The 12041-nt window shown below is 65.1% G+C and carries 15 protein-coding genes; 8 read left to right on the plus strand and 7 right to left on the minus strand.

Features of this window, described 5'->3' with window-relative positions:
• Nucleotides 1-203: 203 nt before the first annotated feature.
• A complete protein-coding gene (locus tag ACI2KK_RS15365) occupies nt 204-1070 on the minus strand; it encodes a universal stress protein (RefSeq protein WP_404669538.1) in 867 nt (288 codons plus the stop codon).
• Between the two features lie 156 nt (nt 1071-1226).
• Here ACI2KK_RS15365 and ACI2KK_RS15370 point away from each other — a divergent pair, with 156 nt between their 5' ends.
• Entirely contained in the window at nt 1227-1844 is a 618-nt protein-coding gene (locus ACI2KK_RS15370) for a tRNA-(ms[2]io[6]A)-hydroxylase (RefSeq protein ID WP_404669539.1), read from the plus strand.
• Nucleotides 1845-1851: 7 nt separating this feature from the next.
• On the opposite strand, the gene ACI2KK_RS15375 is transcribed toward ACI2KK_RS15370, so the two are convergent.
• Nucleotides 1852-2172, minus strand: coding sequence for a YqjD family protein (locus tag ACI2KK_RS15375; protein WP_217885691.1), 321 nt, complete (start codon nt 2170-2172; stop codon nt 1852-1854).
• A gap of 130 nt (nt 2173-2302) precedes the next feature.
• Between ACI2KK_RS15375 and ACI2KK_RS15380 the strand changes: the two genes are divergently transcribed.
• Nucleotides 2303-2566, plus strand: a complete 264-nt coding sequence (locus tag ACI2KK_RS15380) for a hypothetical protein (RefSeq protein ID WP_217839376.1) — start codon at nt 2303-2305, stop codon at nt 2564-2566.
• Nucleotide 2567: 1 nt separating this feature from the next.
• On the opposite strand, the gene ACI2KK_RS15385 is transcribed toward ACI2KK_RS15380, so the two are convergent.
• Entirely contained in the window at nt 2568-3032 is a 465-nt protein-coding gene (locus ACI2KK_RS15385) for an LEA type 2 family protein (protein ID WP_404669540.1), read from the minus strand.
• Between the two features lie 76 nt (nt 3033-3108).
• Nucleotides 3109-3999, minus strand: a complete 891-nt coding sequence (locus ACI2KK_RS15390) for a LysR family transcriptional regulator (RefSeq protein WP_404669541.1) — start codon at nt 3997-3999, stop codon at nt 3109-3111.
• Between the two features lie 102 nt (nt 4000-4101).
• Here ACI2KK_RS15390 and ACI2KK_RS15395 point away from each other — a divergent pair, with 102 nt between their 5' ends.
• The 6 genes from ACI2KK_RS15395 (at nt 4102) to ACI2KK_RS15420 (ending at nt 9699) form a co-directional block, all read left to right on the plus strand.
• The gene (locus ACI2KK_RS15395) at nt 4102-5181 is read left to right on the plus strand and encodes an extracellular solute-binding protein (protein WP_404669542.1); all 1080 of its coding nucleotides are present in this window, start codon (nt 4102-4104) and stop codon (nt 5179-5181) included.
• A gap of 15 nt (nt 5182-5196) precedes the next feature.
• Nucleotides 5197-6156 carry an agmatinase gene (gene speB, locus ACI2KK_RS15400; protein WP_404669543.1) on the plus strand — a complete coding sequence of 320 codons (960 nt, stop codon included), beginning with the start codon at nt 5197-5199 and terminating at the stop codon, nt 6154-6156.
• A gap of 228 nt (nt 6157-6384) precedes the next feature.
• Nucleotides 6385-6708: a hypothetical protein gene (locus ACI2KK_RS15405; protein WP_404669544.1), complete on the plus strand. Its 324-nt coding sequence runs from the start codon at nt 6385-6387 to the stop codon at nt 6706-6708.
• Nucleotides 6709-6728: 20 nt separating this feature from the next.
• Nucleotides 6729-7877, plus strand: a complete 1149-nt coding sequence (locus ACI2KK_RS15410) for a PQQ-dependent sugar dehydrogenase (protein WP_404669545.1) — start codon at nt 6729-6731, stop codon at nt 7875-7877.
• Between the two features lie 137 nt (nt 7878-8014).
• Entirely contained in the window at nt 8015-9106 is a 1092-nt protein-coding gene (zapE, locus tag ACI2KK_RS15415; protein WP_404669546.1) for a cell division protein ZapE, read from the plus strand.
• A 14-nt stretch (nt 9107-9120) separates the two neighbouring features.
• On the plus strand, nt 9121-9699 hold the full coding sequence (locus ACI2KK_RS15420; RefSeq protein ID WP_404669547.1) for a DinB family protein: 579 nt from the start codon (nt 9121-9123) through the stop codon (nt 9697-9699).
• A gap of 367 nt (nt 9700-10066) precedes the next feature.
• Here ACI2KK_RS15420 and ACI2KK_RS15425 read toward each other — a convergent pair whose 3' ends face one another.
• The 3 genes from ACI2KK_RS15425 to ACI2KK_RS15435 form a co-directional block, all read right to left on the minus strand.
• Complete coding sequence (locus ACI2KK_RS15425) at nt 10067-11065, minus strand: alpha/beta fold hydrolase (RefSeq protein ID WP_404669548.1); 999 nt, start codon at nt 11063-11065, stop codon at nt 10067-10069.
• A gap of 75 nt (nt 11066-11140) precedes the next feature.
• Nucleotides 11141-11578 carry a YqaA family protein gene (locus tag ACI2KK_RS15430; protein WP_217885681.1) on the minus strand — a complete coding sequence of 146 codons (438 nt, stop codon included), beginning with the start codon at nt 11576-11578 and terminating at the stop codon, nt 11141-11143.
• Complete coding sequence (locus tag ACI2KK_RS15435; RefSeq protein WP_404669549.1) at nt 11578-12006, minus strand: DUF411 domain-containing protein; 429 nt, start codon at nt 12004-12006, stop codon at nt 11578-11580. Before ACI2KK_RS15435 ends, ACI2KK_RS15430 begins: the two co-directional genes overlap by 1 nt.
• Between the last annotated feature and the right edge of the window lie 35 nt (nt 12007-12041).

A 12041-nucleotide genomic window follows, 5' to 3' on the forward strand; every position in this document is an offset into this window, starting at 1 on the left:
TGGTAGTGTGGGGTTTCCCCATGTGAGAGTAGGTCATCGTCAAGATTCATTTCGCAAAACCCCTATCTGCGCATGCAGGTAGGGGTTTTGTCTTTGTGCCCCGAAAAACCCGGAGCCCTGCGTGGGAGCGGGCTTGCCCCGCGATGCGGCCCGCCCAGGCAACGCACATACCTGCCAAGGCCCTATCGCCGGCAAGCCGGCTCCTACAGATCGCGCGCCAGTTCTGCCAGGTGCGCTGTCGCTTCCTCGCTCTTGAGCACCAGCACATCGCCTTCCAGTGAGTCGAGCACTACCTCCGAGGTATTACCTATCAAGGCGCCGGAAATTCCGGTACGAGCCACTGTGCCGATTATCGTGACCACTGCATCGAGTTTCTTTTCGGTATGTGGAATCAAAACATCAGCGGGCCCTTCGGCGACATGCAGCCGGTCCTCACTGATATCGAACTCAGCCTGAAACGCACTGCAGGCTTCTCGATAGCGCTTCTCGATCGTCTCACTGAGCTGGTACACAGGGTCCGATGCCGCAAGCATGGGGGAGGGGTGGGCACTGATGACGTGCAGTTCAGCCTTGGCCAGCCCGGCAATGTCATAGCCATGGTCGATGATGCTGGCATGCAGGCGCCGGTGGTCCTCGTCCTGATTGCCCACGTCTACTGCCGCCAGGATGACACCTTCAGTCCAAGGGCGTTCGCTCTTGACCATCAGCACCGCACAGGGGCATTCACGCAACAGCTTCCAGTCACTGGGCGTCAGCAATGCCTTGCGCAACGGGTTGTCCGGCCGGTGTTCCTTGATGACCAGCTCGCAGCCCTCAGCCTGCTGCACGTAAATAATCGACTTGTGCAGGCTCTCCTTCCATTTCTGCTCATGGGTGACATTGTCATACCCATCATCATGCAGCTGGCTGCTCAACAGGCTGAGCAGCGCGCTGTGGTCCTGCTTCTTGTCACACATCAGCAAGTGCAGGCGTGCGCCCGTCACCCCGGCAATCAGCTTGGCGCGGGTCAGTGCACGGCTGTGGGCGTGTTCAGGGTCGAGGACAACGAGGATGCTGCGAACGGCTTGCATGGGGGGGAGCTCCCTTCAGAATGGTGACCAATGCCTGACTATAGTCGGCGCGCTTCAGGTCGCCGCTTGACGTGCATCAAGCATAGCCACTGGCACTGGCCGTCGCCCCCGGTATAATCGCGGGCTTTGTCTTTGCCCTGTGCGATTGTGAGTGCCATGTCCCTGATTCCCGAAATCGAAGCCTTCCTCGGCTGCCGCACCCCGGATGCCTGGATCGAAGCGGCGCTCGCCGACCAGCAAACCCTGCTCATCGACCACAAAAATTGCGAGTTCAAAGCCGCCAGCACGGCCCTGAGCCTGATTGCCAAGTACAACTCGCACCCGGAATTGATCCACATGATGTCGCGCCTGGCCCGTGAGGAACTGGTGCATCACGAGCAGGTGCTGCGCTTGATGAAGCGTCGCGGCGTGCCGCTGCGGCCAGTGTCGGCAGGGCGCTATGCCTCGGGCCTGCGTCGCCTGGTACGCGCTCACGAGCCGGTCAAGCTGGTCGATACGCTGGTGGTAGGGGCGTTCATCGAGGCGCGTAGCTGCGAGCGCTTCGCGGCCATTGCACCGCACCTGGATGAAGAGCTCGGCAAATTCTACAACGGCCTGCTCAAGAGCGAGGCGCGTCATTATCAGGGTTATCTGAAACTGGCTCACCAGTATGGCGATGCCGACGACATCGCCCGTGTTGTGGAACGGGTGCGCGAGGCAGAGGCCGAGCTGATCCTGTCACCCGACCAGGAGATGCGCTTTCACAGCGGCATCCCCATGGCTCTGGCTGCCTGAGGGCTGGTTACTGACGGCGCCCCAGCAGTAGGCCCACCACCAGGCCGAAACCGGCTGAAATAGCCACCGTCTGCCACGGATGACCACCGATGTACTCATGGGTTGCATCCACAACCGGCTGCGCCCGCTGCCCAAGGCGACTGGTGGCCTGGCGCGCCTGGCGCAGCTTCAGGCCCAGTTGCGCGCGCAGGCTGTCGGCTTCCTCGCCGACCAGTGCAGCGCTGTCGCTGAGCAGTTTTTCCGACTCTTCGATCAATGCCTGAAGCTCGCTGAACACCTGATCCTTGATCTGGTCATTGTCGGCTTGCGCGGCGGTTTTCCTGGCCATGTACACATCCTCGTGAGGGGTTGGGGTTGAACAGTGGATGCCGCTGCGTCCGGAAAGTTGCAGCGGCTTACCGACGCCCGGCCGCTACAGTGTAAGATAGCGGCCATTTTTACTGCGGCAGGAACTACCCATGAGTTTCAATCTGGCCAACATGAGCTTTCAGGAACGGGCGCAGATCGAGGCAGAGAAGGCCCGGTTGTTCGACTACTGGCAGAACAACCTGGGCAAGGCCAAGGGCGAAGCGGGCCGGCTGATCGCCGAAAAGCCGCGGCGCAAGGGCAAGTGGGCGGAGTGGGTACGCGCCGAGCTCGACGGCATGTCGCCACCTGAGTTCACCAGCCTGGTGCGCAGCGAAGTCAACAAGATGATGGCAGCGGCCAACGCCGGCCGTTGAGTCAACCGCCCGCGGCATCCGGCAGGTCGAGCCTGCCTTCATCAGTGAAACGCACCGTCCCCAGCGGGCCGCCCGCCAGCTTGCCACGCAGCACGTAGGGCAGCCCCTGCAGCGACTCCACCTGGCTCAGGCCATAAGCCTGACGCAGAAAGGCGAAGGCGGTGATGCTCACCGGTACCACGATCACCTGCTCGCCGTAGCGGCCGATATGCCCATGCTGGTCGCTGACACCCGCAGCCAGCGGCTGGCCGTTGACCTCCAGGTTCAGGGCAATGCCGTTGAAGTCCACCGGCGTTTCGTTAGGGTTCTGCACGCGGATCTTCACCGCCATGCGCAGCTCCAGGTCCTGCCCGGGCAAGGGGTCTATACCGATCACGCTGATGTTCAACGGGTCACGCCCCTGAAACAGCGCGCAGCCGCTAAACCCCAGGCTCAACAACACAATCAAGCACCATCGGCCAATCATCGCGCCCCCAAATCCAGATACGCCCCCTGTAGGAGCCGGCTTGCCGGCGATAGGGCCCTCACAGCCCTACCATACCTCAAGCAAAAACCGCCACCAAATCCTCCACGAAGGCCACCAGTGCTTCTTCCGGCACTTGTCCGCGATGCCGCGCCAAAGTGAACGGCACCACAAAGTCCAGCCCAGGTTCCAGCGCCCGCAGCAGGCCCTGCGCTTCCCACGGCTCGGCACAATGGCAGGGCAGGTAACCGATATGCCTTCCTGACAGGATGAACGTCAACGCACTGTCGATCTGCTCTGCCACGGCCATGCTGTGCAGGCTGCGAAACGGCTCGCCCTGTTTCAGAAAACGGTAGGGGTGATGCACCTGGTCGGCCTCCAGCAACTGCTCGCGGGTTGGCTGCGCCACCTCGAACAGTGCGTGCCCCTTGCCGCAATACAGCCGTTGGCGCTCCTCGAACAACGGCTGGTAGTCGAACGCCGCCTGGCTGCCAGAAAAGTAGCTGATGGCGCAATCCAGCCGCTGCTCCAGCAGCAAGCGCTCAAGCTCCGCCGGTGGCGCGCTGGTCAGTTCGAGCTGCACGGCTTCATCACGCTGACGAAAACGCGCGATGGCCTGTGCGATGCGCAGGCTAACGGCCGCATCCTGATTCTCTGCAAGCCCGATGCGCAGCGTGCCGAGCAAGCGCCCGGCCACGCCATTGGCCTGCTGGCGAAACTGCTCGATCTGCAACAGCAGCCCACGGGTCGCCTGCAGCAGCAGCTCGCCCTTGTCGGTCAGGCGAAAGCCGCGCTTGCCACGGCTGCACAGCCGGTAACCCAGGCGCGTCTCCAGCTTGGCCATCTGCTGGCTGATGCTCGGCTGGCTGAGCCCCAGCACCCCCTGGGCGGCACTGAAGCCGCCGGCCTCGGCTACAGTGACGAACAGCCGCAGCAGGTGCAGGTCGAGGTCGTGGAGTTGCCCAAGCATCACATTGCTCCTGGTGAATGTCAGCTTTGTACAGTTGCCATTTTTGCAATGTAACCCGACAGGCATGCTGGCGGCATCCACCCACTCGCCGAGGTGCCCGCCATGCGTCGAACGTTGTGTTTGCTGTCGCTGTTGATCGCCCTGCCGCTGCAGGCCGAAGAAAAAGTCGTCAACCTGTACAGCTGGGCCGACTACGTCGCCCCGCAAACCCTGAAGCGCTTTGAAGAGGAAACCGGCTACAAGGTCCGCTACGACACCTTCGACACCACCGAAGTGCTGGAAACCAAACTGCTCACCGGTGCCAGCGGCTACGACGTGGTGGTGCCCTCGGCCACGGTGCTGGCCCGCGCGCTGAAAGCTGGTGCCCTGCAGCCGCTGGACGCCCAGGCCATGCCCGGCTACGCCAACCTCGACAAGGACCTGCTGGCCAAGCTGGCCGAAGCCGACCCCGGCAATCGCCACGCCGTGCCTTACACTTGGGGCACCCTGGGCCTGGGCGTCAACGTCGAAGCCGTGCGCAAGCGCCTGGGGGATGTGCCGCTGGACAGCCTCGACCTGCTGTTCAAGCCCGAGTACGCCAGCCGCCTGAAGGATTGCGGCATTGCCATGCCCGACTCCCCCCAAGAGGTGATCGGCCTCACCCTCAACTACCTGGGCAAGGACCCGTACAGCCAGAACAAGGCCGACCTCGACGCCGCGCAACAGCTGCTGCAGCAGCTGCAACCCTCGGTCAGCTACGTGGCCAACGGCCGCCAGATCAACGACCTGGCCAACGGCAGCGTGTGCCTGGCACTCACCTACAACGGCGACGCCGCCATGGCCGCCGAGCAGGCGCGCCGCGCGAGTAAGCCGTTCGAGCTGATCTACCGCATCCCCCGCGAGGGCACCCTGGTGTGGCAGGACAACCTGGTGATCCCCAAGGGCGCCCCACACCCCGAAGCCGCGCGCGCGTTCATCGCCTTCATGTTGCGCCCGGAGTCGGTGGCCGCGCTCACCAACACCCTGTACTTCGCCAATGCCAACCAGGCCGCCACGCCGCTGGTGGACGAGGCGATCCGCAACGACCCGGACATCTACCCACCTGCCGAGGTGCGCCAGCGCCTGTTCGCCGACCGCAGCATGGCGCTGGCCGACCTGCGCCAGCGCAACCGCCTGTGGACCGCCTTCCGTAGCCGCCAATAAGAAAAGGAACACACCGTGGAACTCGCCCAGGACAACGACCAGGCCATCACCCGTGACAGCCTCTACGGCACCGCCGCCGAAAGCACCTACGCCGGCATCACCAGTTTTTCCCGGCGCCGCTACAGCCGCGACCTGCGTGGCGTCGATGTGGTGGTCAGCGGTGTGCCATTCGACACCGCCACCAGCAACCGCCCCGGCGCGCGCTTCGGCCCGCGGGCGATCCGCGCCGCTTCGGTGCAACAGGCCTGGGCCCGGCACTGGCCGTGGGCGTTCGATCCGTTCGACCACCTGGCGGTGATCGACTACGGCGACTGCGCTTTCGACAGCGGCACCCCCGAGTCGGTACCCGGCAGCATCCAGGCCCACGCCGAGCGCATCCTCGATGCCGGCTGCGCCATGCTCACCCTCGGTGGCGACCACTTCATCAGCTACCCGCTGCTCAAGGCCCATGCCCGCCGCCATGGCCCCCTGGCGCTGATTCACTTCGACGCCCACAGTGACACCTGGCCGGACGAGGAGGGGCGTATCGACCACGGCACCATGTTCTGGCACGCCGCCCGCGAAGGCCTGGTGGACCCGTCACGCTCGGTGCAGGTGGGCCTGCGTACCACCAACGACGACAGCCAGGGCTTCGCCATCCTCGACGCCCGCCAGGTACACCGCCAGGGCACCGAGGCCATCGTCGCGGCAATTCGCCAGCGCGTTGGCGATACCCCGGTGTACCTGACGTTCGACATCGACTGCCTGGACCCGGCCTACGCCCCCGGCACCGGCACCCCGGTATGCGGCGGCCTGAGCACTGTGCAGGCGCTGGAGATCCTCGGCGGCCTGCGCGGTATCAACCTGGTGGGGATGGACCTGGTGGAGGTGGCCCCGGCCTACGACCATGCCGATATCACCGCCCTGGCCGGCGCCACCCTGGCCATGGAAATGCTTTGCCTGTACGCCGCCCGGCACAAGGTAGACCCGGCTTGAGTTCACTTTGTAGGAGCCGGCTTGCCGGCGATGGCGTCGGGCCTGCAGCCGATGATACGTGGCCAATGACCCTATCGCCGGCAAGCCGGCTCCTACAACAAAAGCTGATTTGCCGGCGATCAGTTGCCCCACTGAAACATCAGGAAAGCATTCACACTTTTGCATCGAACCCTGCGCGCCGTAGGCTATCCAACGCCAAGGCGCGCCTTTTCGTACAGGAGGTGAAGCATGAATCCTACATTGCCAACCCTGGCGCTCGGCCTGCTGCTGAGCCTGCCCCTGCACGCCGCGCCTGAGGCGCCACCCCCGTTGCTGGCCGCCAGCGACAGCAACAACCCCTACAACAGCCCGATCCAGCGCGCCAACCCCAACAGCCGCCAGGGCAGCGTGCCCGCCACGCCGCCGGTGCGCGGCCCGTCCACCCAGCCCAACCCGCGCCCGCCGACCCTCGACAACCGCGGTATCGGCAATGGCGACAACCTGCGCCGCCAGCAGCAAACCCCCAACCTGGAACCCACCCGGCCGCCACGCGATTCACAGCGCGTGCCTTGAGCCCTTCGAAGGAACCGAGCATGACCCCACGCACCTGGTTGACCACCCTGGCCGCCGCCAGCCTGTTCCCCCTGCTGGCCCAGGCCGCCGCCGAGCAGCACTATCCCAGCGAAGAGGGCCAGTTGACCGTCAGCACCGTCGCCGACGGCCTGCGCAACCCCTGGGCGCTGGCCTTCCTGCCCGGGGGCAAGGATATGCTGGTCACCGAGCGCCCGGGCAACCTGCGCATCGTCAACGCCGAAGGCAAGGTCGGCCCGCCGCTGGCCGGGGTGCCCAAGGTATGGGCCGAAGGGCAGGGCGGCCTGCTCGATGTGGTGCTCTCGCCCGAGTTCGCCAAGGACCGCACGGTATATCTGTCCTATGCCGAAGAGGGCAGCGACGGCAAGGCCGGCACCGCCGTAGGCCGCGGCCAGCTGTCCCAGGACCAGGCACGCCTGGAAAACTTCACGGTGATCTTCCGCCAGCAACCCAAGCTGTCGGTGGGCAACCATTTCGGCTCGCGCCTGGTGTTCGACCGCAACGGCTACCTGTTCATCGCCCTGGGCGAAAACAACCAGCGCCCCACTGCGCAGGACCTGGACAAGCTACAGGGCAAGATCGTGCGCATTCTGCCCGACGGCGAAGTACCGAAGGACAACCCCTTCGTCGGCCGCGACAACGTGCGCCCGGAAATCTGGTCGTTCGGCCACCGCAACCAGCAGGGTGCGGCGCTCAACCCCTGGACCGGCAAGCTCTGGACCCACGAGCATGGCCCGCGCGGCGGCGACGAGATCAACATCCCCGAGCCCGGCAAGAACTACGGTTGGCCGATCGCCACCCATGGCATCAACTATTCGCTGCTGCCGATCCCCGAGGCCAAGGGCAAGCACGTCGACGGCATGGTCGACCCGCACCATGTCTGGGAGAAGTCGCCCGGCATCAGCGGCATGGCCTTCTATGACAACCCGACGTTCAAGGCCTGGGAGCACAACCTGTTCATCGGTGCGCTGGCAACCCAGGAGTTGATCCGCCTGCAACTGGATGGCGACAAGGTGGTGCACGAAGAACGCCTGCTCGGCGAGCTGAAAGCGCGCATCCGCGACGTACGGGTAGGGCCGGATGGCTACCTGTACGTACTGACCGACGCCAAGGACGGTGCGCTACTCAAGGTGGGCCTGCAGGAGGGCTAAAGCCTGCGCAGTACCTGTAGGAGCCGGCTTGCCGGCGATGAGGCCGGCACAGGCACCACGCGACACGGGCTTATTGCCGCCCCTGTGGGAGCGGGTTTACCCGCGAAGGGGCCGGCATTGTCGTACCATGGTGCCCCATGACCCCCGACTCCCTCTACCAGCAGGCTTTACGCGAACGCGGCTTCGCCCCCGACCCCGCCCAGGCCGCTGCCGTCAGTGCCCTGCAAGCCTGCTTCATCGCCCTGCAACAAGGCCGCCCCCCCCAGGGCCTGTACCTTTGGGGCCCGGTGGGCCGCGGCAAGACCTGGCTGATGGACCTGTTCCACCGCTGCCTGAGCGTTGCTGCCCGGCGCCAGCACTTTCACCACTTCATGGCCTGGGTCCACCAGCGCCTGTTCCAGCTCAACGGCACCGCCGACCCGCTCCAGGCCCTGGCCCGCGAGCTGGCCGGCGAAATCCGCGTGCTGTGTTTCGACGAACTGTTCGTCAGTGACATCGGCGACGCCATCATCCTCGGGCGCTTGTTTCAGGTGCTGTTCGATCAGGGCGTCGTCGTGGTTGCCACCTCCAACCAGCCGCCAGGCCAGCTCTACCTCGATGGCTTCAACCGTGAACGCTTCCTGCCGGCCATCGCCGCCATCGAGCGGCACATGAAGGTGCTGGCGGTGGCCGGCGAACAGGACCACCGCCTGCACCCCGGCGCAGCCCGCCAACGCTATTGGGTTGCGCAGCCTGAGGCGCTGGCAACGGTGTTCGATCAACTGAGCCCGCACGACCCAGGCAGCCAGCAGCCGTTGCAGGTAGGGCCGCGCCAGGTCCAGGTGGTGCGCCACAGCCCCCAGGCCCTGTGGTGCCGCTTCGCCGACCTGTGCGAGCAACCTTTGGCCGCGATGGACTTCATGGCCCTGTGTGACCGCTTCCCGGCCATTCTGGTGGGCGGCATCCCCGCGCTCAGCGGCGCGCAGCAGGCCGGGCGCATCGCCCGGGGTACCGAAGACGGTGCCGCGCGGGTGGTGGCGGGCGACCGCGAGCTGCCCACGCTGGCGCCCAAAGATGACAGCGTGCGCCGCTTCATCGCCCTGGTGGACGAATGCTACGACCGGCGGGTGGCGCTGTACCTGGAAGCCGAAGTAGCGCTGGATGCGCTCTACACTCAAGGGTATCTGGCGTTCCCGTACCAACGGACCCTGAGCCGGCTGCGGGAGATGCAACTGCAACGCTTCGCCTGAAGGAGGAGCCGACCATGGAGCCGCTGTCACATCACCTGCTGACCCAGGCCTGCAACAACGGCTGGGCCAACCACCGCCTGTACAAGGCCTGCCTGCAACTGACCCAGGACGAGTTCGTCGCCCCCCGTTGCAGCTTCTTCCCCTCGATCAAGGCCACCCTCAACCACCTGTTGACGGTGGACTGGTTCTACCTCGACGCGCTGGAGTGCGAGCAGCGCGGCGCAGCGCCCGATCCGGACGGCGAGCGCTTCTTCCAGCCTGAACAACCCTTTGCCACCTGCACCGACCTGCAAGCGCAGCAAGCCCAGGCAGACCAGCGCCTGATCGCCTATTGCCGGCAATTGCATGATGACCAACTGGCGCGCTACGTGAGTATCGTGCGCCCGGACCGGGTGCAGCGCGAGCAGCGCCTGCGCCTGCTGGCCCACCTGTTCGAGCACCAGACCCACCACCGCGGCCAGGTGCACGCGATGCTCAGCGACACGGCCGTACGGCCACCGCAACTGGATGAGTTCTTCTGTGAAGAGGAGGCCAGCCTGCGGGCCGATGATTTCGCCGAGCTGGGCTGGAGCGAGGAGCAGGTCTGGTGCTGAGCCCCATCGCAATATTTCAAGGGCTGGCGCGCCCCTTGTAGGAGCCGGCTTGCCGGCGATCACCGGCGTAGCCGGTGCCATGCATCGCGCCGCTTGCTTCGCGGGTAAACCCGCTCCCACAGGACCGCGGGAAGCCAGACGTGGCGCTGCACCTGTAGGAGCCGGCTTGCCGGCGATCACCGGCGTAGCCGGTGCCATCCGTCGCGTCGCCTGCATCGCGGGCAAGCCCGCTCCCACAGGATCGCATGAAGCCAGACGTGGCGCTGAACCTGTAGGAGCCGGCTTGCCGGCGATGAGGCCCATCCAGGCGATCGAGCAAGCCTTGCCGGCCCCATCGCCGGCAAGCCGGCTCCTACAAAGGCCAGTATCAGCGGTTCAACCAACCAATCAACGCCTGGTGAAACTTCGCCGGTTCTTCGATCTGCGGCGCATGCCCCAGCCCCTCGAAGGTCACCAGCTCCCCCTGCGGGATCATCTTCGCCACCTGCGGCCCCAGCACCTTGTATTTGCCGAGCGTGGCCTTGACCTCGGGCGGCGCGATATCGCTGCCGATCGCCGTGCTGTCCTGGTCACCCACCAGCAGCAGGGTCGGCATCTTCAGGTCCTTGAACTCGTGCACTACCGGCTGGGTGAAGATCATGTCGTAGATCAGCGCCGAGTTCCACGCCACAGCCTCGTGCCCCGGGCCCTTGTTCAACCCCACCAGCATCTGCACCCAGCGCTCGTATTCAGGCTTCCAGCGCCCGGCGTAATAGGTGTTGCGCTCGTAGTTGCGCACCCCGTCGGCGTCCAGCTTCAGCTCGCGTGCATACCACTGGTCCACGGTGCGGTAGGGCACGCCCAAGGCTTTCCAGTCTTCCAGGCCAATGGGGTTGACCATGGCCAGGCGCTCCACCTGCTGCGGGTACATCAGCGCGTAACGGGTGGCCAGCATGCCGCCGGTGGAGTGGCCCAGCACGACGCTTTTGTCGACCCCAAGCTTGGCCAGCAGCGCATGGGTGTTGTCGGCCAGTTGCTGGAAGCTGTACTGGTAGTGTGCCGGCTTGCTCGAGGTGCAAAAGCCCACCTGGTCCACGGCAATCACCCGGTAGCCCGCCTGGCTCAGGGCGTCGATGGTGGTTTCCCAGGTGCCGGCGCAGAAGTTCTTGCCATGCATCAGCACCACGTTGCGGCCATTGGCCTTGCCTTTGGCCGGCACGTCCATGTAGCCCATCTGCAGGGCCTGGCCCTGGGACTGGAAGTCGAAGTGCTTGAGTGGGTGGGGGTAGGCGAAGCCTTCGAGTTGCTTGCCGTAGGTGGGCGATTCGGCGGCGATGGCACTGCCTGCGGTCAGGCAGGCCAGGGCCAGGGCGGTTGCGCGCAGCATGGGGGCACTCCGTGTAGGGCCATGTAGGAAAAGGCGACTTTAACAGCCAGTAGAGCGTACCCCGCGTGAAAGGTGTTACCCGGTGTGAAACCAGCCCAGGGTAATCACCGCCAGCACCAGGTAGCGCGCGCCCTTGGCCAGGGTCACCAGCAGCAAGAAGCGCCAGAACGGTTCGCGCATGATCCCTGCGATCAGCGTCAGCGGGTCGCCGATCACCGGCATCCAGCTAAGCAGCAACGACCACTGCCCCCAGCGCTGGTAGCGCTGCTGCGCGCGCTCCAGCTGGCTGGCGCTGAACGGGAACCAGCGCCGCTCACGCAAATGCTCAATGGCCCGTCCCAGCAGCCAGTTGACCACCGAACCCAGCACATTGCCGAGGGTGGCCACCAGCAGCAAGGTGGCCCAGGCGTCAGGAGTGCGCAGCAGCAGGCCCACCAACACCGCCTCTGATTGCAGCGGCAGCAGGGTGGCGGCGCCGAAGGCGCTGAGAAACAGCGCCCACAGGCTTAGCATCAGTATTCGGCGACCACGGTGTCCTCACCGGCCTGGGTCACGCCGATGACCTGGTAGGCATCCTTGTGGTCGCCCATCTCCATGCCCGGCGAGCCCATGGGCATGCCCGGCACCGCCAGACCCTTGAGGTCGTCACGTTTGGCCAGCAGGCGTACCTGTTCGGCCGGCACATGGCCCTCGACGAACTTGCCATTGATCACGCCGGTGTGGCACGAAGCCAGGCGCGGCGCCACGCCCAGGCGCTGTTTGACTGCGCTCATGTTCGGCTCGACGTGGTCGTTGACCGTGAAACCGTTGTCGCCCAGGTGCTTGATCCACGCCTTGCAGCAGCCGCAGTTGGGGTCACGGTAGACGTCGATGGTCTCGCCCGCCTGGGCCAGGCCGGTGAAGGCCAGCAGGGCGAGGGTCAGCAAATGTTTGCGTTGCATGGTGAAGCTCCTGAAAAACAAAGATAGGGTTCATC

The sequence above is a fragment of the Pseudomonas sp. NPDC089406 genome, from assembly GCF_044900265.1.
Classification (GTDB): Bacteria; Pseudomonadota; Gammaproteobacteria; order Pseudomonadales; family Pseudomonadaceae; genus Aquipseudomonas; species Aquipseudomonas fakonensis.

Coding starts and splice junctions, on each gene's coding strand:
- ACI2KK_RS15370 (WP_404669539.1), top strand. CDS start 1,227: ATGTCCCTGATTCCCGAAATCGAAGCCTTCCTCGGCTGCCGCACCCCG.
- ACI2KK_RS15380 (WP_217839376.1), top strand. CDS start 2,303: ATGAGTTTCAATCTGGCCAACATGAGCTTTCAGGAACGGGCGCAGATC.
- ACI2KK_RS15420 (WP_404669547.1), top strand. CDS start 9,121: ATGGAGCCGCTGTCACATCACCTGCTGACCCAGGCCTGCAACAACGGC.
- ACI2KK_RS15435 (WP_404669549.1), bottom strand. CDS start 12,006: ATGCAACGCAAACATTTGCTGACCCTCGCCCTGCTGGCCTTCACCGGC.
- ACI2KK_RS15410 (WP_404669545.1), top strand. CDS start 6,729: ATGACCCCACGCACCTGGTTGACCACCCTGGCCGCCGCCAGCCTGTTC.
- ACI2KK_RS15385 (WP_404669540.1), bottom strand. CDS start 3,032: ATGATTGGCCGATGGTGCTTGATTGTGTTGTTGAGCCTGGGGTTTAGC.
- ACI2KK_RS15395 (WP_404669542.1), top strand. CDS start 4,102: ATGCGTCGAACGTTGTGTTTGCTGTCGCTGTTGATCGCCCTGCCGCTG.
- ACI2KK_RS15425 (WP_404669548.1), bottom strand. CDS start 11,065: ATGCTGCGCGCAACCGCCCTGGCCCTGGCCTGCCTGACCGCAGGCAGT.
- zapE (WP_404669546.1), top strand. CDS start 8,015: ATGACCCCCGACTCCCTCTACCAGCAGGCTTTACGCGAACGCGGCTTC.
- ACI2KK_RS15430 (WP_217885681.1), bottom strand. CDS start 11,578: ATGCTAAGCCTGTGGGCGCTGTTTCTCAGCGCCTTCGGCGCCGCCACC.
- ACI2KK_RS15365 (WP_404669538.1), bottom strand. CDS start 1,070: ATGCAAGCCGTTCGCAGCATCCTCGTTGTCCTCGACCCTGAACACGCC.
- ACI2KK_RS15375 (WP_217885691.1), bottom strand. CDS start 2,172: ATGGCCAGGAAAACCGCCGCGCAAGCCGACAATGACCAGATCAAGGAT.
- ACI2KK_RS15405 (WP_404669544.1), top strand. CDS start 6,385: ATGAATCCTACATTGCCAACCCTGGCGCTCGGCCTGCTGCTGAGCCTG.
- ACI2KK_RS15390 (WP_404669541.1), bottom strand. CDS start 3,999: ATGCTTGGGCAACTCCACGACCTCGACCTGCACCTGCTGCGGCTGTTC.